Annotated in this window: 27 protein-coding genes; 21 read left to right on the forward strand and 6 right to left on the reverse strand. The window is 40.8% G+C overall.

Features of this window, described 5'->3' with window-relative positions; translation table 11 throughout:
- The first annotated feature begins 26 nt into the window (after positions 1-26).
- Entirely contained in the window at positions 27-509 is a 483-nt protein-coding gene (locus tag AC4MBN_RS06615; protein ID WP_491880882.1) for a hypothetical protein, read from the forward strand.
- Positions 510-618: 109 nt separating this feature from the next.
- Here the strand turns inward: AC4MBN_RS06615 and AC4MBN_RS06620 are convergent, their stop codons facing one another.
- The 4 genes from AC4MBN_RS06620 to tusD are packed head-to-tail and all read right to left on the reverse strand — an operon-like array spanning position 619 to position 2,010.
- Entirely contained in the window at positions 619-930 is a 312-nt protein-coding gene (locus tag AC4MBN_RS06620; RefSeq protein ID WP_005235445.1) for a TusE/DsrC/DsvC family sulfur relay protein, read from the reverse strand.
- Between the two features lie 14 nt (positions 931-944).
- A complete protein-coding gene (locus AC4MBN_RS06625) occupies positions 945-1,229 on the reverse strand; it encodes a hypothetical protein (protein ID WP_419365237.1) in 285 nt (94 codons plus the stop codon).
- A gap of 17 nt (positions 1,230-1,246) precedes the next feature.
- Positions 1,247-1,597 (reverse strand): hypothetical protein, encoded by a 351-nt coding sequence (locus tag AC4MBN_RS06630; protein WP_005235449.1) that lies wholly within the window; start codon positions 1,595-1,597, stop codon positions 1,247-1,249.
- 44 nt (positions 1,598-1,641) lie between these two features.
- On the reverse strand, positions 1,642-2,010 hold the full coding sequence (gene tusD / locus AC4MBN_RS06635) for a sulfurtransferase complex subunit TusD (RefSeq protein WP_004785936.1): 369 nt from the start codon (positions 2,008-2,010) through the stop codon (positions 1,642-1,644).
- 69 nt (positions 2,011-2,079) lie between these two features.
- On the opposite strand from tusD, the gene AC4MBN_RS06640 reads away from it, so the two are divergent.
- The 7 genes from AC4MBN_RS06640 (at position 2,080) to AC4MBN_RS06670 (ending at position 7,763) form a co-directional block, all read left to right on the forward strand.
- Complete coding sequence (locus AC4MBN_RS06640) at positions 2,080-3,090, forward strand: NAD-dependent epimerase/dehydratase family protein (RefSeq protein WP_491880883.1); 1,011 nt, start codon at positions 2,080-2,082, stop codon at positions 3,088-3,090.
- Between the two features lie 139 nt (positions 3,091-3,229).
- Positions 3,230-4,624, forward strand: a complete 1,395-nt coding sequence (fumC, locus tag AC4MBN_RS06645; RefSeq protein ID WP_491880884.1) for a class II fumarate hydratase — start codon at positions 3,230-3,232, stop codon at positions 4,622-4,624.
- A gap of 236 nt (positions 4,625-4,860) precedes the next feature.
- Positions 4,861-5,034, forward strand: a complete 174-nt coding sequence (locus AC4MBN_RS06650) for a hypothetical protein (RefSeq protein ID WP_171431285.1) — start codon at positions 4,861-4,863, stop codon at positions 5,032-5,034.
- Positions 5,035-5,372: 338 nt separating this feature from the next.
- Positions 5,373-5,864, forward strand: coding sequence for a hypothetical protein (locus AC4MBN_RS06655; RefSeq protein WP_005235543.1), 492 nt, complete (start codon positions 5,373-5,375; stop codon positions 5,862-5,864).
- A 415-nt stretch (positions 5,865-6,279) separates the two neighbouring features.
- Positions 6,280-6,882, forward strand: a complete 603-nt coding sequence (locus tag AC4MBN_RS06660) for a nitroreductase family protein (protein WP_034706681.1) — start codon at positions 6,280-6,282, stop codon at positions 6,880-6,882.
- A gap of 131 nt (positions 6,883-7,013) precedes the next feature.
- Positions 7,014-7,379, forward strand: coding sequence for an immunity protein Imm33 domain-containing protein (locus AC4MBN_RS06665; RefSeq protein WP_491880885.1), 366 nt, complete (start codon positions 7,014-7,016; stop codon positions 7,377-7,379).
- A 15-nt stretch (positions 7,380-7,394) separates the two neighbouring features.
- A complete protein-coding gene (locus AC4MBN_RS06670; RefSeq protein WP_491880886.1) occupies positions 7,395-7,763 on the forward strand; it encodes a hypothetical protein in 369 nt (122 codons plus the stop codon).
- Between the two features lie 34 nt (positions 7,764-7,797).
- On the opposite strand, the gene AC4MBN_RS06675 is transcribed toward AC4MBN_RS06670, so the two are convergent.
- On the reverse strand, positions 7,798-8,079 hold the full coding sequence (locus AC4MBN_RS06675; RefSeq protein WP_491880887.1) for a type II toxin-antitoxin system RelB/DinJ family antitoxin: 282 nt from the start codon (positions 8,077-8,079) through the stop codon (positions 7,798-7,800).
- 685 nt (positions 8,080-8,764) lie between these two features.
- Between AC4MBN_RS06675 and AC4MBN_RS06680 the strand changes: the two genes are divergently transcribed.
- The 6 genes from AC4MBN_RS06680 (at position 8,765) to urtE (ending at position 15,472) form a co-directional block, all read left to right on the forward strand.
- On the forward strand, positions 8,765-9,532 hold the full coding sequence (locus AC4MBN_RS06680; RefSeq protein WP_491880888.1) for an alpha/beta fold hydrolase: 768 nt from the start codon (positions 8,765-8,767) through the stop codon (positions 9,530-9,532).
- A gap of 366 nt (positions 9,533-9,898) precedes the next feature.
- Positions 9,899-11,137 (forward strand): urea ABC transporter substrate-binding protein, encoded by a 1,239-nt coding sequence (gene urtA, locus AC4MBN_RS06685; RefSeq protein ID WP_491880946.1) that lies wholly within the window; start codon positions 9,899-9,901, stop codon positions 11,135-11,137.
- A gap of 94 nt (positions 11,138-11,231) precedes the next feature.
- A complete protein-coding gene (gene urtB, locus AC4MBN_RS06690) occupies positions 11,232-12,869 on the forward strand; it encodes an urea ABC transporter permease subunit UrtB (RefSeq protein WP_491880889.1) in 1,638 nt (545 codons plus the stop codon).
- 4 nt (positions 12,870-12,873) lie between these two features.
- Entirely contained in the window at positions 12,874-13,947 is a 1,074-nt protein-coding gene (gene urtC / locus AC4MBN_RS06695; protein ID WP_034705328.1) for an urea ABC transporter permease subunit UrtC, read from the forward strand.
- A complete protein-coding gene (gene urtD, locus AC4MBN_RS06700) occupies positions 13,944-14,762 on the forward strand; it encodes an urea ABC transporter ATP-binding protein UrtD (protein WP_179992534.1) in 819 nt (272 codons plus the stop codon). Before urtC ends, urtD begins: the two co-directional genes overlap by 4 nt.
- An 11-nt stretch (positions 14,763-14,773) precedes the next feature.
- Entirely contained in the window at positions 14,774-15,472 is a 699-nt protein-coding gene (urtE, locus tag AC4MBN_RS06705) for an urea ABC transporter ATP-binding subunit UrtE (RefSeq protein WP_200228440.1), read from the forward strand.
- An 87-nt stretch (positions 15,473-15,559) separates the two neighbouring features.
- Here urtE and AC4MBN_RS06710 read toward each other — a convergent pair whose 3' ends face one another.
- A complete protein-coding gene (locus AC4MBN_RS06710; protein WP_004785869.1) occupies positions 15,560-16,264 on the reverse strand; it encodes a phospholipase D family protein in 705 nt (234 codons plus the stop codon).
- Positions 16,265-16,513: 249 nt separating this feature from the next.
- On the opposite strand from AC4MBN_RS06710, the gene ureE reads away from it, so the two are divergent.
- The 7 genes from ureE (at position 16,514) to AC4MBN_RS06745 (ending at position 20,710) form a co-directional block, all read left to right on the forward strand.
- Positions 16,514-16,996, forward strand: coding sequence for an urease accessory protein UreE (ureE, locus tag AC4MBN_RS06715; protein WP_005235563.1), 483 nt, complete (start codon positions 16,514-16,516; stop codon positions 16,994-16,996).
- A complete protein-coding gene (locus AC4MBN_RS06720) occupies positions 16,983-17,648 on the forward strand; it encodes an urease accessory protein UreF (protein WP_491880890.1) in 666 nt (221 codons plus the stop codon). Before ureE ends, AC4MBN_RS06720 begins: the two co-directional genes overlap by 14 nt.
- An 81-nt stretch (positions 17,649-17,729) precedes the next feature.
- Positions 17,730-18,344 (forward strand): urease accessory protein UreG, encoded by a 615-nt coding sequence (gene ureG, locus AC4MBN_RS06725; protein WP_004785864.1) that lies wholly within the window; start codon positions 17,730-17,732, stop codon positions 18,342-18,344.
- Between the two features lie 13 nt (positions 18,345-18,357).
- Positions 18,358-18,924, forward strand: a complete 567-nt coding sequence (locus tag AC4MBN_RS06730) for a HupE/UreJ family protein (protein ID WP_491880891.1) — start codon at positions 18,358-18,360, stop codon at positions 18,922-18,924.
- 43 nt (positions 18,925-18,967) lie between these two features.
- Complete coding sequence (locus AC4MBN_RS06735) at positions 18,968-19,843, forward strand: urease accessory protein UreD (RefSeq protein WP_491880892.1); 876 nt, start codon at positions 18,968-18,970, stop codon at positions 19,841-19,843.
- 243 nt (positions 19,844-20,086) lie between these two features.
- Positions 20,087-20,389, forward strand: coding sequence for an urease subunit gamma (gene ureA / locus AC4MBN_RS06740; RefSeq protein WP_395526097.1), 303 nt, complete (start codon positions 20,087-20,089; stop codon positions 20,387-20,389).
- 9 nt (positions 20,390-20,398) lie between these two features.
- Positions 20,399-20,710 (forward strand): urease subunit beta, encoded by a 312-nt coding sequence (locus AC4MBN_RS06745; RefSeq protein ID WP_179992540.1) that lies wholly within the window; start codon positions 20,399-20,401, stop codon positions 20,708-20,710.
- The last annotated feature ends 24 nt before the right edge of the window (positions 20,711-20,734 follow it).

A 20,734-nucleotide genomic window follows, 5' to 3' on the forward strand; every position in this document is an offset into this window, starting at 1 on the left:
TGCTCTAAGCATTGTAGGTGGCATATATGAGGAACAAAACACTTACTTTATATCTGCTGGCGGGAATGTTATTGACCGGTATTCTGGTTGGGATTGCTTATCAGGTTCATAAGGATATCTATAAGGCAGAGTTCAATATACTGAAACCTGATGATCAGATGACTTTTCCAGCAAAGTCACTGATTACTTCGAATTTAAATCCTAAAACAGCTGTACCGGCAAGAACGGCTAGACACTCGGAAGTGGATTCTGAACAGCAGGTCTTATTACAACAGAGAGACCAGCTTTATCTGGATTTTACCCAAATGATGAATGGCTTAAGTCAAGGTGAAAAGCCAGACTATCGCCAGCTAGATCATTTGCTGGTACAGCAGCAGAATCTGGTGAATGCCCGGGTCGTTGCTCCGGAAGAGGCGAGAGCTCAAATAGAATTTTTGCAGAAAGTTCTGCCTGAAATCTCTTCACAGCTGGATCAAGCCTTAAATGCATTGGATCAGAAAAGTTTTTAATCTTCCGGTTTAAAGCTTTATTTAGTTGTGAATACAGATCATAGATAAGCTTAATAAGAAAAAGCCCGTAGAAACGGGCTTTTTCTTCATTCATGTTTTAGAGTAAAACTTATAAGCAGTTCGCGGGTTTCGGGATGCCAGCCAGTCGGCTTAAATGACGTGCCACTAAACCCGTATTAAACTTTTCCTGTAATAAGGCATTGTTAATTTCCGGGCTGACTGTCTTCATCAAAAACTTAATCAACGGACGGGTTGCAGGAGAATGCCCAAACTGCTGATAAAACTGACGGACTGCCTGTAGCACTTCAAAATGCCAAGGAGTAAGTTGAAGTTCTAGTGTATCTGCCAGTACTTGGGCAACGTCTTCATTCCAGATGGTGTAATCGACTAAATGACCATCTTGGTCCAGTTCTAGATTCATATTTGACTCATGGATTATTTCATTGAGATGCAACGATTAAACTTCAGACATAGATCTGCAAATTCGGAGTAGTCGAGTAAAGCAACATTTTCCGATAAAGGTGAGATCAGAATTTCTGCATCATTTTTTAGGATATAAACTTGCGGTAGTTGCTGTACGAAGGCATGGTCCAGATACAGCATAGATTCTCCCATCAGGACCACCTGATCATCTAAAGCATGGAGCTGTGCTAACTGATCAAGGACTGACGCCGTCGCTGCATAATCTGACTGGATCAGGTAAAGGGTTTGATCTGACATTTATTTATCCTTCGTCCTTACCAATACAATACGTGATCAAATTTTTGAACGAATTCTGAATTGAGTTCAATCAACTCAATCTCCTGTTCGCTTTGCTTTACAAAAGGAGAATCCTGATTTTTCTGTTCAACCAGAATTGGGGTTAGGTCATAAAATTCGAAACTATCCACCAGATTTGAAGCCAGTTTAAAGGCATGTTTCAGCTGATCAAATTGCAGCTCAGAACGTAAAAGGCTCAAGGCCGCGCCTTGGAGTAATACTTTAACTTCAGCCCCGAAGGTCGCCAGTACCATCGTGGCAGACAGGCTTTCATGCACCTGCAAACTGTTTAGGTTGGCTTGGGTTAATATAACAAGTACAGATTTCACACAAGATTCCTTTTAAAAGCAACACATCCTGAAAAATGAAGCATCTAGAATTGAATTAGACGTTGTGAGGACTGAACAGCATCAGCAAGCTCACCTAGACCGACCAATTCAAAACCATCAGCAAGATTATGTTGCTGAATATTGTGACGTTGAGCATTTTCCTGATCTGTAATCCCACGCGCTAAGGCTGCACTGACACAAACGGGTAAGCGGATATTCAGATCCTGCCAGGAACGTGTGAGATGACGCTGGTCGTCGGGCACCCATTGCAATGCATTTGCGACCGACACGCCATCTTGATAGAAAAATACACGGAAAGCTTCCTGTTTATGTTGTAAAGCTTGGGCGAGTCCAAGCGCATGCCAGGCATAAATAGAAGTCGGTGCGGAGGTAACAAGAATTAAGGTGCTCATCGAAATTCACTACAGGCTTGATCAACGCGGGATGATGATCTTGGCTACAAAGAAAGTAGGTAGTATACAATGATTTTAGTGACGGGTGGTTTAGGCTTTTTAGGCTCACATATTGCTTTAAGTCTGATGGCACAAGGACTAGAGGTCATTGTGGTCGATAATCTGGCCAATGCCAGTCTACAGACCTTAGAACGCCTTGAATTTATTTCCGGCCGCTATGTGCCTTTTGTCAAAATTGATATCCGTAACACTCCAGCATTAAATAAAGTTTTTGAACAGAATTCGGTACAGGCTGTCATTCATACTGCAAGCTTTAAATCATTGGAAGAATCAGTTTTAAAACCACTTGAATACTATAATGATAATGTCAGTTGCATCATGAGCCTGATGCGTGCCATGCAGCGTACCGGGGTGCGAAATCTGGTGCATTTATCTTCATTGGCTGTATATGGCCATTCCGGAACGGATTTAAAAGAAGATCAGGCTTTCAATTATACTTATCCAAACCCTTATATTAAATCACAGCAGATGGTGGAAGAAATCATCTGGGATACTGCCAAGACGGATAATGAATGGCGTATTGCGATGTTACGTCTTTCCAATGTTGCGGGTGCTTTTGAAAATGGCATTTTAGGTGAATGGGTACCACCTCTACCAAAGAATATTGTGCCTCTGGCCATGCAGGTGGGTGCGAAGCAGCGTGAATATCTGGAATTGCGCCGTCAGGCCAAGACCGAAGACTATACGGTAGAACGCAGCTTTTTGCATGTGATGGATGTCTGTGATGCGGTATTCAAGTCGCTACATTGGCTGTCGCAGCAGCAACAATGGACTTGTGAAGCCTTTAATATTGCTGGAGAGCTAATTTCAATGCAGACTTTGCTGGATCAGGTTGCAGAAGTCACCCAATCCGCTGTTCCTACAGTAGATGCTTTGCCATATCCGCATGCCGAAATGGATCAACTGGGCGCTAATACAGATAAAGCCCAACAGTTATTACATTGGCAACCACGCTATACCTTAAGGAAAATGTTAGAGGATGAATGGCTGTTCTATCAGAATACGTTAAGAGGGCAGTGATTAAGAATCCTATAAGTTAATTATTGATAATAATTATCATTTGCAAAAGTAATCAAACTCATTAAGATGAATGAATTGAGTACAGCATTGAAGCTGCTGTCTAAATGAGTAAAACATGGAATAACAATTGAGGTTGAGCATGCAAACACGTATTGAACATGACACGATGGGAGAAGTCGCTGTACCGAGTGAAGCACTTTGGGGCGCACAAACTCAGCGTAGTCTACAGAACTTCAAGATTGGCAATGAGCATTTGCCACGCGCCATGATTCGTGCCATGGGCTTGGTCAAGAAAGCAGCTGCGATCACCAATGCCGAGTTAAACCAGATTCCTCATGAGTTATCGACCTATATCATCGGTGCTGCGGATGAAGTGATCAGCGGTCAATGGGATAGCCAGTTCCCGCTAGTGGTATGGCAAACCGGTTCGGGCACGCAAAGTAACATGAACTGTAATGAGGTTATTGCCAATATTGCTAACCAGAAGCTGGGTAATCCTTTAGGTGCACAAAAGCCTGTGCATCCAAATGATCATGTCAACCGCGCTCAATCGACCAATGACTCTTTTCCGACTGCGATTCATGTAGCAGCTAGCTTACAGATCAATGAACTGCTAATACCGGCAGTGACACGTTTACGTGATACCTTGCATGCCAAATCTCAGGAATTTACCGAGATTGTAAAAATCGGTCGTACCCATCTTCAGGATGCCACACCTTTAACTTTAGGTCAGGAATTCAGTGGATATGTCTCTCAACTGGATCATGCCTTGATTCGACTGTATCAGGCTTTGCAAGGGTTATATGAACTGCCATTAGGCGGAACCGCCGTCGGTACAGGCTTGAATGCCCATCCAGATTACGCCGTTAAAGCCGCGGATACTCTGGCTAAATTAACAGACTTGCCTTTTGTCACTGCTCCTAACAAGTTCGAAGCTTTGGCCGGCCGTGATGCAGCAGTTTTTGCTTCAGGTGCTTTAAAGACTTTAGCCGTTAGCCTGAATAAAATTGCCAACGATATTCGCTGGTTGGCAAGTGGACCACGTTGTGGTTTTGGTGAATTACGAATTCCTGAAAATGAACCGGGTTCAAGTATTATGCCGGGTAAGGTGAATCCAACTCAAAGTGAAGCCCTGACCATGGTAGTCGCCCAAGTCTTAGGAAATGACACGACGATTAATGTGGCCGGTGCATCAGGGAATTTTGAGCTGAATGTCTTTATGCCAGTGATTGCTTATAACCTGTTGCAGTCAATCCAACTGCTTGGCGATGCATGTAACAGCTTTAACGATAACTGTGCAGTCGGAATCGAACCTAATCGTGACAAGATTGAACACTTACTGCATGATTCATTAATGCTGGTCACTGCATTAAATCCAGTGATTGGTTATGAGAATGCAGCTAAAGTGGCCAAGACTGCCTATAAAGAAGGTAAAACCTTAAAACAGGTCGCAGTAGCACTTGGATTGGTGACTGCAGAACAGTTTGATCAGGTGGTTCGTCCTGAAAATATGGTGGCTCCAAACGTAAAATAAGTCTTCTAATTATGGTTAAATAATAAAGCCCTCTAAATGAGGGCTTTATAATATCTAAGGATTATTCATACAAATTTTAATAAAATCAATTGCACATGTTTTTTCTGGAAAATTCTCATTCAATTAAGCTTGCTTATTAAATGCTATGAACCATCTATCGTTCAGGTTTTGACAGATATGCAATGAAGGATTACTAATAGAAATTCCCTGATAACTAGAAAAATGAGGTAAGGGTGATGACTGACTTTGATGATGATTTTGATTTGGACGAATCCTATCCAGATGAGGATTTATATCCAGATTATACAAAAAAGAAGTGTAGCAGCTGTAGCGGTACCGGCTATAACGTTGTGGAAGCCAAACAGTGTGTCAAATGTATGGGAACCGGAAAAACTGGTGAGATAGATTAACTCAAATTATAATTGTTTATTAAGCCTGCTCTGTGAGTGGGCTTTTTTATTCTCCTCATCAGGAGTTCTTAAGTTTATAGATTCATGAGCAAATAAAAGAAAGAATCTAAAATTACGGGTGAAATCGTATTAGAAGGATATTTAGAGATAATTATTGAAATTTTTTTAGTGCTAAAGCCTATCCTCATGGCTTCTCATACCGAATTAACATTGAATAAGCGTATATAGCTGCTAAAATGCAGTTCGTTTTTACTGCTGTTTTGTCGTTTATTCCGCATGAGTTTCTATGGCTTATGAATAAACATCCATAAAATGGCAGGTTGTTTAAGGAAAATTTAATGCTTGATATTTATTTAACAGATGTTCAAAAAAAGGTTCAATTCAAGGATTATCCAGGTGAGCATCCTGTTAAATTTATTCTGAATTTTAAAAAGATTTTTCCAAGTGTAATGGAACTTCTTTTACCTGTTCTCCCGGAAAATGAAAATCTTGATGAAATGACCTGGGAATCAACCACTCAGGACTTTGAGACATTTCAGATGTTATTAACAGGGTGGGGCATTATTGAATTGCGTTTAAATGCGATCACCCAGTATAAAGATAAGACATTTGCAGATCAGTTGGTGAAAGAGGCGCAGCAAAAACGCAGAGAATATCAGAAGAAACATCTTAAGCTTTCTAGTGTGGATCTGGATTATCTATTTATGCATGATGTGCATGGCTTGATTGATGCTGAACTGGTAGAACTAGGTGAAAAATTCTATTTACCAACCTTACGTGATCTTTGGAAAAATAAAGTCTCTGCTCAAGTGCTTAATGCTAAATTCTAAGAAAATTTAAGCTGATTCATTCAATTTCATCCTCCAAATTGGGGGATGATTTTATATAGCGATTTCTTAGGATTGACATTTCCCTCATAATAAATAGCCTAAGCAATTTTCTATATTTATCATCAAAACAATTTTCTGCTACATCATTGAACATGGTGACTTATTTTAAAACATAAATTGGCTCAGAAAAGGGCATTTATTTTATCGTTTGATAAAAAATAAATTAAAAAACTATTCTTTATCAAAAGAATATATAAAGATATTACTTTAAGAATATAGCTATTCCAGTCATATTTTTTTAAGCTATCAGTACTTGTGAGTAAATGAATCATAGAATTCTTATTCATTAGAATTCCTTCATAAAAATAAGTGAAGGTTCCAGTTTTCCCGAAGATATATCCAAGGATTTAACCGAATGTCGAATCAGTTTTTAGATTTAATTACAAAACGCCGTACTATTTATGCCATTGGTAAAAATGTAGAACAGTCTCCTGAATATTTAACTGATTTGATTCAAAATGCGATCAAGCAAAGTCCGTCATCTTTTAACTCGCAATCATCTCGCGCCGTTATTTTATTCAATGGCGAACATGAAAAATTCTGGGGCTTTGTCGCTGATAAATTAAAAAGCTATGCCAAAGATGAAGAAAGTGCTGCAAAAACGACTGCAAAAATGGCAACCTTTGCTGCTGGTACGGGTACAGTTTTATTCTTTGAAGATCAAAATGTAGTAAAAGGCTTGCAAGAGCAATTCCCATCTTATGCCGAGAATTTCCCAATCTGGGCAGAACATTCAACTGCTATTGCTCAGTTCTCTACCTGGACAGCGTTGCATACTGAAGGCCTGGGTGCATCTTTACAACACTATAATCCGATTGTAGATGAGCAGGTTCATGCAGAGTGGGATATTCCAGAAAACTGGAAACTTCGTGCTCAACTGGTATTTGGTTCAGTTGAAGGCGAAGCGCGTGCGAAAGATTATCTTGAAGATGATCAACGCTTCAAAGTTTTCCAATAAGCTTTATTTCCGATCTGTCTTTAATCCTTTTTAAGGACAGATCTTCAGGTAGTTTATAAAAATACGCATTAGATTTTTTAAAACTAGGCTAAACTAAAGCGGTATTTAAAGAATTTAATGAGTCAAACCGAATGTCGAAAAACACGCAAAAATTATCACCATTACAGGAACTGATTGCAGAGCAGAAATTGCTGTGTGAAGAGGTCGGTTCTGCCTATATAGAAGTAAGTGGTGATGATGTTGTTGCAGTGGCTGTACATACCTTGAAGCAGGATCCAATTGTCGGAATCCGTAGAAAGCCTGAGACAGACGAAAATATTAGCTGGTATATTTATGGTGGTGAACTGGCTTCAAATGAAGATGCTTTTGAAACCATGACTGTGCGTGAGTTACAGGATATTGCCCCTGAAGTTTTACCTTATCTGGCTTTAGAGCAGGGCTACCGCTTCATGATTGATGCAGATGATTATGAAGATGTCTGGAAAGAAGAAAACTAAAAGAAGACCTTCGAAATGATCAAATCCTCATCTTTAATATGTACTTTCTTTATTTGCATGCAATTGAACAATATGGCTTTTGCCGAAAAGCTTTCACAAGCGGATTATGATCAGTTTATTGCTGCGCAAACAAAAATAGTCAATGAAACCAAACATATTTTAGATGAGCCAGATCAAAATGCAGATGCACAAAGTCAACGTCAGGCATTCTGCCAGCGTTTAACGGCTTATGAAGAGATTCAAAAAGTCTCTGAAGAAAATCATGAACTCAATATGGCGCCCACAATGGCGATGATTGCAAAAAGTTTTCTGGATCGACAAGCACAGAGTATGAATCATTCTGGTATGACCACCGCAGTATTTTGTAAGAGTAGGGAAGTGTAATTAAGCTATAAAAGCAAGAGCATTGTCTCGAGTTTTAATAGCCACCATCATCATTTAAAAATGCATCCTTCTGTTCAGGAGAGGAAACTTTGACAGTTGGAATAGGCGAACTCGCTGCTGTTAATGAAGCTATATTAAAATCCTTAGTTCCTACTTGAGGAATAATAGGTATTTGACCTGTTCGAACAATTTTACTATAAACTATCGTGATCAATTCTGCTGGAGTTAAACCCGCTTCTGCTATTACACATTCTGCTGATTCAACAACATCTTGTTCCACTAAGAATTCAATGCTTTTTTTAACTAAATTGTTCATAAGATAGTCTTAGAGAATACATTTTATACACTACTTTAAACTATCAGATATGAAGCATATACAAGCTAATGAAATTAAATTTTCATATCTTATTAGGGATGTTGGCCTTAATGAAGGTATATGAATCAAAAGGGTAGGGCCAAAAAATTAGCTCGTTTTTTCGACTCTCAGCTTGCTTATAAAATGCATAAATACTCTGATACGTAGCATATGGATTTCAGTGCTTTTTAAATTACTCATTAAATAAACTTTATAATAATCTATTTATATACAAATTTTACCGGGTATATATCAGCTACTTTTGAAATTTATTAAGAAATATTAAATATTTATGTGTTTCTTTTTACTCAAACGAAGGGCGGTAAAATCATTGCACGCTAAAATAGCCTAAGCAATTTTCTACTTTATATTTATTCTTGCAAAATTCTATATTCCATAATTAAAAAGTTAATACTCAAATAAACTCTAAAACCCGGATATTTTCCAAAAGATTTTTAAAATATTTTCTTCTATTAATGATCCGATGTGACGCTGAAGTATAAGCAGATCTTACAATTTAGCCTAAGCAGATTTTATTTCAATCAAAATAGCCTAAGAAAATTTTAATTTTTGTCATTAGCAATTGATTAACTTCCAATATAACTCCACTATTAACACATAACATAGGAAATCACGGAATTCTCAAATGATCCTGAATTATCAAATACAAACCCATGAAACATCAACTTTAGCACCAATAGTATTCATTCACGGTTTATTTGGTAGTTTAAGTAATTTAGGTATGTTAGCCCGATATTTTTCAGAGCAGACAACTACGGTTCAAATTGATGTCAGAAATCATGGTTTATCTGGCCATTCCGATGAAGTAAATTATCAAATCATGGCCGAAGATATTTTAGAAACTTTAGCCAGTTTAGATATTAAAAAATTTATTGCCGTCGGACATTCGATGGGTGGAAAAATTACCATGAAGCTGGCAGACCTAGCGCCTGATCAGGTTGAAAAACTGGTTGTATTAGATATCACGCCAATTCAATATCAAGAAAACCATCATTCTGAAATATTTAAAGCCTTGTTTGCAGTCCAGCAGGCGCAAGTTGCTTCACGGAATGAAGCAGTAAAAATTATGCGTGAATATATTCAAGAGGAAATGGTCATCCAGTTTCTTTTAAAATCATTCAATAAAGGGCAGTGGTTGTTTAATGTGCAAGCACTATTTGATCATTATGAAGATATTACTGCTTGGGAGAAGATAGAAAAAAATGAACTTCCAGTATTATTCTTAAGAGGTGGAAATTCATCGTATATCTCTAAACCTGAACATTTTGAAGCCATCAATCAGCAGTTTATTCATGCGCAGGTTGAAGTAATTGAAAATGCAGGGCACTGGCTACATGGTGAAAAGACGGCGGAAGTTTTGCAGCATATGCAAAATTTTATTGATGAAAAATAAATTATATTGATGAGCAGATGTATTTTCTGCTCATTTTATTTATGCATCCTTAGTAAGCATTCTTAATATTTTGATTTAAAAGCCTGCGCTATTTTGATGAGTTTTTAGGCTAATTAATTGATTTTCAGCCTCAGACTTTATTTTCTATTTTAGGGCAACATGTATTTATTGGTGCAAAATTTAATCTCTATTTTTATTCAAAATAGATAATCATAATGAAATTCAGTGGCTTAAAATTGTAAACTAAAAGTGGCACAGTATTTGAATAGCTTCTCTCAAATTTTCTAAAAAAGCCTAACTAGGATTGGAGAGAAGTACATGAAAGTCGAACAAAAAAAGTTTTCTAAAAATTTAATTGTTGCTGCGATGTTGGGGACACTGACTTTAACAGGTTGTTCGAAGTCGCCTGAAGATAAAACGGCTGCTACCTCTGAGCCGAAAGCAGCTGCAACTAGTGGGGAAACGATTAAAGTTGGTATTTTGCATTCTTTATCTGGCACGATGGCCATTTCTGAAACTTCATTAAAAGACACCGCAATGATGGCGATTAATGAAATCAATGCCAATGGGGGGGTCTTAGGTAAAAAGCTTGAACCGGTTATCGTTGATCCAGCATCTGACTGGCCACTATTTGCTGAAAAAGCACGTCAGCTCATCACTCAGGATAAAGTTGCGGTCATCTTTGGTTGCTGGACTTCAGTATCACGTAAATCGGTATTGCCAGTGGTTGAAGAGTTAAATGGCTTATTGTTCTATCCAGTCCAATACGAAGGTCAGGAACAGTCTAAAAATATTTTCTATACCGGTGCTGCGCCTAACCAGCAAGCGATTCCAGCAGTTGAATATCTGATGAGTGAAGAAGGCGGTAAAGCTGAACGCTTTGTATTACTAGGTACAGACTATGTTTATCCGCGTACCACCAACAAAATTCTTCGTGCTTTCCTAAAATCTAAAGGCGTCGCTGATGCTGACATCATGGAAGAGTACACACCATTTGGTCATAGTAACTATCAAACCATTGTCGGCAATGTGAAAAAATTTGCTGCAGGCAAAAAGACTGCGGTGATCTCAACCATCAACGGCGATTCAAACGTACCGTTCTACCGTGAATTGGGTAACCAGGGCATAAAAGCTTCTGATATTCCGGTTATGGCATTCTCTGTAGGTGAAGAAGAGCTTCGTGGTATTGATACCAAGCCATTGGTCGGCCATTTAGCGGCGTGGAACTACTTCATGTCCGTAAAAAATCCGAAAAATACTGAATTCAGCGGCAAGATGAAACAGTATGCCGTGGAATACAAACTGCCTAATGCAGAAAAGTTTGTGACCAATGACCCGATGGAAGCGACTTATGTCGGTATCAATATGTGGAAACAGGCGGTAGAAAAAGCCGGTTCTACTGAGGTAGATAAAGTTCGTGAAGCAATGGCAGGTCAGACCTTTGATGCACCATCTGGCTATCAGTTACAAATGGATGCTAACAACCATCATTTACATAAACCGGTGATGATTGGTCAGATTCGTGGCGATGGTCAGTTTGATGTGGTTTATAAAACTCCGAAAACCATTGCTGCTGAGCCATGGAGCCCATACATTCCTAAATAATTTCCTCCAAAGCCTGCTGCTTCGGCAGTAGGCCTTTCTTATTTTTCATCTCCCGGACGGGATAGCGTTAAATATATAAATAGGGAGGACACTCATGTCCACTCGCCTAAATCTCGCGGCCATTTTTGTAATTTTGAGTCAGTGTTTGTGTCTCAATATGGTGCATGCAGAAACTCAATCTAGCGAAACAACCGTATCGCAATCATCTCAACAGTCACTTGATGCCATTCAGCAGTTTGTTCGTGGGGACTTTGCCACTCGTCGTGCTTTATTAAACCAGTGGCCTTCCAGTGTTGAACAACTTGATCAACTAGCAGAGTTTGTTGAAAAAGATCAGCTTTATACTGACAGTGCAGGTAATACTTATATTCTGGAAGCAGAAGACAAACTAGTCAGCTATCCTGATGGAAAAGCTGTTGAAACCTGGCCATCTGATTTGTCGCAAATTACATTGGTAAATACTTTAAATAAAGCACTGACCTTCGGTTTAGCAAAAAAGAAATTAAATTCAGACGAAGCCTCTCAGCGCCTTGAGGCGATTGATATTCTAGAAAATAACTTGTCTGAACTTGATACTCAAGCTATCAATCAGATGTATTTAAATGAAAAAAATAATACGGTTAAATCACGTTTTGCCCAGTTAAAAGCACGTCTGGATTATCAATCTGAAAATGTCCTGACCAAAATAGAAGCGGCAAAAGTTTTAAAAGATTCCAACAGACCAGACGTTCTTGCACTGGTTCAAAATGAACTGGCTCAGCCAAATCTGCATCCTGATTTAAAAGCAGCGCTGGTCGATGCCAGAAGTAGTATCAAAACCCGAATTCAGGCCAGTGAGTGGGCTGGACATGTATTTTCCGGTTTAAGTACTGCCAGTATTTTATTGCTTGCGGCTTTAGGATTAGCCATTACATATGGCTTGCTTGGTGTCATTAATATGGCGCATGGCGAGCTGATCATGATCGGGGCGTATACCACTTATGTAGTGCAAAGTTTCTTTAAATCGCATTTTAGTGGTTTGGTAGATTGGTATCTGATCGCAGCGATTCCTGCGGCATTTATTGTCAGTGCAGCGATTGGCATGCTGATCGAACGTACCGTGATTCGTCCTTTATATGGCCGTCAACTGGAAACCTTATTGGCAACCTTTGGGGTGAGCCTGATTTTGATGCAGTTGGTACGAATGATCTTTGGTGCACAAAACGTCGAAGTTTCTAACATTTCATGGCTTTCAGGCGGGATCTCGATTACTCCAAGCCTGATGCTGCCTTATAACCGTATTGCAATTATTGTCTTTACTGTAGCTGTCTTGCTGCTACTTGTTTATCTACTGAATAAAACCCGTTTTGGTTTATTTGTCCGTGCCGTAACGCAAAACCGTCAAATGGCTCGTGCTGTCGGTATCCGATCCAGCCGGATTGACATGATGGCATTTGGTCTGGGTTCAGGTCTTGCCGGTCTTGCCGGCTGTGCCTTGGCTCAAGTGGGTAACGTTGGGCCAGATTTGGGCCAGAACTACATTATCGATGCTTTCCTTGTGGTTGTTGTCGGTGGTGTTGGTCAGGTATGGGGTGCAGTTCTTGCCGCTTTGGGACTGGGTGTCAGTGGTACCGTACTGGAAATTGGTATGGGTGCAGTATTGGCAAAAATTATTCTCTTGGTTCTTGTGATTTTGTTTATTCAGAAACGTCCACAAGGTTTGTTTGCCATTAAAGGACGCTTTGTGGAGTAAGCCTATGAAAATCACATCATTACTTTCAGATAAACCTTATAGCGCACTCGCAATTGCGATCTGTTTTGTTATTTTACTGGCCTTGCCATGGCTGCATTTATTGCCAGCAGATTCGAGCCTGCATCTGTCTGCTTATTGGGTAACTTTGATCGGTAAGATCATGTGCCTGGCGTTGGTGGCTTTAGCACTTGATCTGGTCTGGGGCTATGCCGGTATTTTAAGTTTAGGTCATGGCCTGTACTTTGCCTTGGGTGGTTATGCCTTTGGGATGTATCTAATGCGTCAATCAGCAGGTGATGGTTTGCCTGACTTTATGCGTTTTCTGAGCTGGACTGAATTACCCTGGTTTTGGGTGGGGACTAATCATTTCTGGTGGGCCATGATACTTGTGGTCTTGGTACCAGGACTAATTGCCTTTATTTTCGGCTTCTTTGCTTTCCGCTCAAAAATCAAAGGCGTTTACTTCTCGATTATTACTCAGGCGATGACTTTTGCGGCAGCACTTTTATTCTTCCGCAATGAAACAGGCTTTGGCGGGAATAACGGTTTTACCGGTTTCAAAACCATTTTAGGCATGGACATCACATCAGCACCGATGCGTGCCAGCCTATGTTTTATCACGGCTCTGGTGTTATTGCTGTGCTTTGTTGGTCTACGCCATTTAATGAATAAACCTTATGGTCGTGTGCTTGGCGCGATTCGTGATAGTGAAAACCGTCTGCAATATTTAGGTTACCGCACCTTATGGTACAAGCTTTCAGCCTGGGTATTATCTGCTGTGATTGCAGGTATCGCTGGTGCACTGTATGTACCACAAGCCGGGATTATTAATCCGAGTGAAATGAATCCGGTGAATTCGATTGAGATGGCAGTCTGGGTGGCGGCTGGTGGCCGTGGTACTTTGATCGGTCCGATCCTGGGTGCAGGCTTAATTAATGCAGTTAAAACTTACTTTACTGTCGCTTATCCAGAAGCCTGGTTATTAATTCTGGGGGCATTATTTATTGTGGTCACCATCTTCCTGCCTAAAGGCGTGATTGGATTATTTGACCGTTTTAAAAAGGAGCGTAGCGAATGAGTGAAATTTTACAACCTCATGGCGGCCATGCTTCTGAAGGCTATGGCCGACCAAAAGAGCAAGGGCCAGATTTTAGCCATGGGATCGCACTTTATCTGGAAAAAGTCAGTGTCTGGTTTGATGCTTTCCGTGCCTTAAATGATTTATCGCTGTATATCGAAGAAGGTGAGCTGCGCTGCATCATTGGGCCAAACGGCGCGGGTAAAACCACGTTGATGGATGTCATTACCGGGAAAACCCGTCCTACTGAAGGTTCTGCATTTTTTGGCCAAACCTATAATCTGGCGAAAATGAGTACTGAAGAAATTGCAGAAGCTGGCATCGGGCGTAAATTCCAGAAACCAACGGTGTTTGAAAATTTCACCGTGATGGAAAATTTGCTCTTGGCTGCACCTAAAGATAAACGTGTTAAAAAAAGCTTTTTCAGCAAGCTCGATCCGGATGCACAAAATGCCTTGGATGAATCCTTACAGCAAATCCGCTTGCAGGAATTTATTCACAAACCTGCAGGCTTATTATCACACGGTCAGAAACAATGGCTGGAAATTGGCATGCTGCTGATGCAACGTCCAAAACTGATTTTACTGGATGAACCTGTGGCTGGGATGACCGATGCTGAAACTGAACGGACTGCTGAACTGTGTCTGGAACTGAAAAAAAATCATACGCTGGTAGTGGTCGAACATGATATGAGCTTCATCGATACTATTAGTGAAAAAGTAACGGTGCTGGCACAAGGGGCGATTCTGGCTGAGGGCACATTGGCAGAAGTACAGGCCAATGAAGAGGTCATTGAAAAGTATCTTGGACGTTAAGGGGCTGACTGATGCTAGAAGTTAAAGATGTAAATCAGTTTTATGGCGGTAGTCACATTTTACGTGATGTGTCTTTCAATGCGCCTGTCGGTGAGTGCTCTGTCGTACTGGGTCGTAACGGCGTTGGTAAAACGACACTGCTGAAATGTCTGATGGGGATTTTGCCCATCAAATCAGGTCAGATTCTTTTAGATGGCAAAGATATTGCCAAACTGAGTCCTGAACAGCGGGTTCGGGCAGGTTTGGCTTATGTGCCACAAGGACGAGATATCTTTTCAACCCTAACAGTAGAAGAAAATATTTTGATTGGCATGGCGAAATTTAAAGGAGCCAAAACCCGTAAAGTTCCGGAACATCTTTATGAGATTTTTCCGGTATTAGAAGAAATGAAGTATCGACGCGGCGGTGACTTATCCGGTGGCCAGCAACAACAACTGGCGATTGCCCGAGCACTGGCATCTGAACCGCGTGTGCTCATTTTGGATGAACCGACTGAGGGGATTCAGCCATCTATCATTAAAGATATTGGTCGGGTAATTCGTAAGCTGGCTGATGGCGGTGAAATGGCAATTGTTCTGGTGGAACAGTTCTATGACTTTGCTGAAGAACTGGCAGATGGTTATACCGTCATGGCACGTGGGCAAGTGATTGCTCAAGGTGTCGGAAGCGAAATGCCGGAAAAAGGTATTCGGGATCTGGTGGCAATTTAAATTCCCTCTCCCTGACCCTCTCCCAAAGGGAGAGGGAAAGACGCCTCTCTTTATAAAAGGGAGGTTTGGAGGGATTTATAAATATAATTAAATCTCTGTATTCTCACTCCATAAAAAATACATGCCATATTGTCCAGTCCGGAATTCTCCACCTGCAGATTTACCTTCATCTGTTAAAAAATGCTTTCCATTTTCATTGAGTGTTAGATAACCTTTGGCAATCAATTTCTCAAAAGTGTCTGCTGTTTTTAAGCCTAGTTTTGCTGCAAGCTTCGCTGTGGTCAGCTTCGTGAACGCTGTATTTTCTTCTGATTTATTCTCTTCAGTTGGGATGGTCTCTGCTTTTACCTCATCTAAAGTAATGCGGACTTCATCACTAATTCGAATAATCCGTTGTGCTTCTTCATAAGCTTCTTTAAATACATCATTATCTTCGTACTTGCGGATTAGAATCCCCATTTCATTGTTATTCACTTGGCTAAATTCATAGAGATTCAAGCTTGAAATGATGCACTCTGATTCATTCAAATAGCATTTTGCATGTAGATTTTTACAAAAACTTAGACGCACATAATCCAGTTTTTGCATCCATTTAATTTCATCAGGATGCAGATCACTTTTACCGTAAACAATACGGATATCAATTTTTAGCCGATCTTTGTCTTCCAATAGCTCTTTAATACGATCATTGAGACGCAAATATGGACTAATTAAAATTAAACGCTCTTTGGCATTTTTAATAAGTTCTTCTAGAAAGAAATTTGTTCCGCTTGTGTTTAAAAATTTTGCCATTTATTTCCCATATTCTTATTTAATCATTGTAGAGATATTAGCTTAAATTTTTGAATCAAGAAAATAATTTAACTTACGGATTGGCTCAACAAAAAAATTTGAGATTTTATCTTTCATTCAATTTTAGATCTTTTAACAAACCAAGTTGGCACGATAACTGCTTTATTTTGATGCAAATTTTAAATGCTAAAAATTATTTGGTTTCAATTTGGAACAAATACAGGATTTATCAGCATCAGTAGGGTAGTTATGAAAATTTATACGCAACGTTTGGAAAACATTGCACCAGAAAGTGATTTTGAGTCTCTTGAACTCACATTCGATACACGACAAAAGAGCCGTTTTCGTGCAACTTTAAAAAATGGTGTCGATATTGGTGCAGATTTACCACGTACAGGAATTTTGCGTAGTGGTTCTTTTATAGCAACTGAACAGGGTGACATTCTTCGGGTCGATGCGAAGCCTGAAAAATTGATGCAGGTGACTACAAACAATAGCTTTGACTTATTAAAAGCAGCTTATCATCTAGGGAATCGTCATGTTCCTCTCATGTTAACACCTACTGCATTGTACTTTGAACCAGATCATGTTTTGGCTGAAATGGTACAAGGTTTAGGTCTTGAAGTTCAGGAAGTCATGCACCCATTTGAACCTGAAAGTGGTGCTTATGCACAGCATCAGCATGACCACCGCTTAAGCCCAATCAAGGCTTTACATCATGTCCATCACTAATGCGTCTCAACTGCTCAGCTTGCTGACTTTATCTTCAACGGCATTGCCGATTGGAGCGTACTGTTATTCGCAAGGAGTGGAGAGCGCCATCGAAAAAGGCATGGTGCATGATGAAGTCTCCTGTGTGAGCTATTTTCAGGAAGTATTGGAAATGCTACTAGTGCGTTTTGAGCTTCCAGTACTCAAGCGTCTGGTAGAGACTTTTGATGATGCAGAACAGTTTCAGTATTGGGCAGAACTGTATCGGGCCAGCCGAGAATCCAAAGAATTACTGGCTGAATCACAACAATTGGCATTTTCTTTGAATGCATGGATTAGAGATGTTTTAAAACAACCACCGAGCTTAAAAAAGCAATTAGGGTTTGTGCCGGTGTATGCACATTTATGTGGTGAGCTGGGTTTAGATCTTGCCGATGTCTTAACTGCTTATAGCTTTACAGTTTTGGAAAATCAGGTGCTGGCAGCAGTAAAAACCATTCCACTCGGGCAAATGAGTGGGCAGCGGATTATATGGCAACTACATCAGGAAATTCCTGAAGCTGTACAGGCAGCATTAGCTTTATATGATCATGAAATCAGCAGCGCATTACCGCAATATGCCATGTTAAGCATGTCGCATGAAACCCAGTATTCACGCTTATTCCGGTCGTAATCTTCAGACCAGAGCAGTAGTAAAAAGATTGAAAAGCATCATTAAAACTGGTGCCCAGAAAATGTAATAAAGGAAATCAACATGTCAGAACGTAGTCCATTACGCGTTGGAATTGGTGGTCCGGTTGGATCAGGTAAAACTGCTTTAACCCTGAATTTATGTCTTGCACTGCGTGAAAAATACAATATGGCAGTGGTGACCAATGACATCTACACCAAAGAAGACTCGAACTTTTTAACCCGTCATGAAGCGATGTCGCCAGACCGTATTGTCGGTGTAGAAACAGGCGGCTGCCCACATACTGCGATTCGTGAAGATGCGTCCATTAACCTGGCTGCGATTGATGATTTGTGTGAAAAGTTTGATGGACTAGAACTTATCATTATTGAAAGTGGTGGCGATAACCTTGCGGCAACCTTTAGCCCGGAATTATCTGATCTCACTTTATACGTGATTGATGTGGCTGGTGGCGAGAAAATTCCACGTAAAGGCGGTCCCGGTATTACCAAGTCGGATCTGCTAATTATCAATAAAACGGATTTGGCGCCAATGGTCGGTGCCAGCCTGGAGGTGATGGATCAGGATGCGAAGCGGATGCGTGGCGATAAACCATTTTTATTTTCTAATATGAAAACACAAGATGGCTTGAACGAAATTATCAGCTTTATCGAAAAACAAGGTTTATTTAAGTCTTAAGGGGAAATTCATCATGCGTCTATTCAAACAGTTACTGGTTGCAAGCGTGGCAGCTTTACCGATGTTGGCAATGGCTCACGCGGGACATGACCATCACAGTGGATTCTGGTCTGGCTTTGTCCATCCTTTTACCGGTTTAGATCACCTGATGATGGCGATTGCCTTTGGTGTATTGATGTGGACTGCAAATCAACGCTGGAAAATCACGGGTCTCATCGGTCTTGCAGTAGCGATGGTTGCAGGCTTTGTGCTCGGTAGCAAGGGTCTGCTTTCAACTTCACTGGCTGAGTCAGGCATCATCGCTTCACTGGTTATTTTAGCTGTTGCGCTATGGACTAAATCGAATAAGGTTTTGCCTGTCGCTGCAATTTTATTGGCCAGCTTCCACGGCGTAGCGCATGGAAGTGAACTGGGTCAAGGTGGACATGTATCGCTATTAATTGTCGGTATGGTTTCAGCAATGGCTTTGATTTATGGTGCAGGCTTGGCTCTAGGTGCATTCGTGAAAAAATATGTGCCTTATGGCAAGCAGATCGTTGGTGGTCTAGCTGCAGTTGTTGCTGTCATTGGTTTGGCTTAATGCCTGGAAAATCATTTTCAGATGATATTGGATTGATTTGTTGATGTACGAACTGACAGAAAAAAGCACGCAGCAGAACTTATGGTATGCACGTCTGGAAATGGGATTTCAGGCGCAGCAACAGACTGTGCGAACCATTTTGCAACATCGCAAGCATCATGGACCGGTACGCATCCAGAAAATGTTATGGCCAGAAGCCAATGGGATTTGCCATGCCATTATCGTGCATCCGCCAGCAGGGATCGCCGGTGGAGATCATCTCACTTTTGATATGCAGGTGGATGCCAATGCTCATGCTTTGGTGACCACACCGGGTGCGGGTAAATGGTACAGAACCAATGGCAAGCAGGCTTTTCAGCACATTCATATCCGTTTAAATGACAATGCGATTTTTGAATGGCTACCTCAAGAAACCATGCTGTTTGATGGGGCTAATGCCAGTTCCGAAACAATCGTCCATTTAGATGCGGCAGCCAGTTTTATTGGTTGGGATATGCTGGTGATCGGCCGTCAGGCACGAGATGAGCAGTTTGCACAGGGGGCTTATCAAAACCGGTTTCAGCTTTGGCGTAAAGACAAATTGCTGGTTGTAGATACCTTGAATTTTAAAGGCAATGACCGCTGGCTCAGTTCATGTCTAGGGATGAATGGACATGCGGTGATGGGTAGCTTCTGGGCTGTACCGCCTGAAAAATACCGCGCGAGTTTTTATCTGGAACAACATCTCGATTTAATTCGTGAGCTTATTATGCGGATGGATGTACCGATTACCTTGACTTTGCTTGGCGATGTAATTAGTGCACGTTTTCTGGGAGATGATGTCCGTCAATGCCATGATGGTTTTGCTGCAATTCGCGCTCGATTAAGACGTTACTGGTTCGGTCTGGATGAGGCATTTCCGAGGATTTGGCGGACGTAAAAGTCTTCATAATCGTCTTAAAAAATGTCCTCTTTTAAAGATGAGTGAGAAGCGTTGCTCCGCAAAAAAAATTAAGGATTCCTTTGACTGGAAGAAGGCTAAGAGCAGGTCAAATCCCTCCCGACCTCCCTTTGATAAAGGGAGGAGAAAAGCTCATCTCTTTTATAAAGTTGAAATGGGAAAGATTTTAAATCTTGCACATATTTTGCTTAGAAATACATATATATCAATGAGGAACCAGTTATGGAACTCAATCCTACAGAAAAAGATAAACTGCTGATTTTTACTGCGGGTCTGGTGGCAGAGCGTCGTAAAGCCCGAGGTTTAAAGCTGAATTATCCAGAAGCCATTGCCTATATTTCTGCGGCACTGCTTGAAGGTGCGCGTGATGGCATGACGGTGAGTGAATTGATGCATTACGGTACGACTTTACTGACACGTGATGATGTCATGGAAGGCATTCCGGAAATGATTGCAGAAGTGCAGGTCGAGGCAACCTTTCCAGATGGATCAAAGCTGGTCACTGTCCATCAACCGATCATATAGGAGCAGCACATGATTCCAGGGGAAATTTTTACACCTGAGAGCGATATTGAAATGAATGTCGGTCGGGAAATTTTGAAGGTGACTGTCGCTAATATTGGTGATCGACCGATTCAGGTCGGATCACATTTCCATTTTGCCGAAGCAAATGATGCCTTGCAGTTTGATCGTGAGCTGGCCAAAGGCTTTCGCTTAAATATTGCTGCCGGTACGGCGATTCGTTTTGAGCCAGGGCAGAAACGTGATGTGGAACTGGTCGCACTGGCTGGGAAACGTGAAGTTTATGGTTTCGCCGGGCGGGTCATGGGCAAGCTCGATTCATAAAAATTGCAGCAGAATTATAAAGGT

The organism is Acinetobacter sp. CAU_H_60, assembly GCF_058599385.1.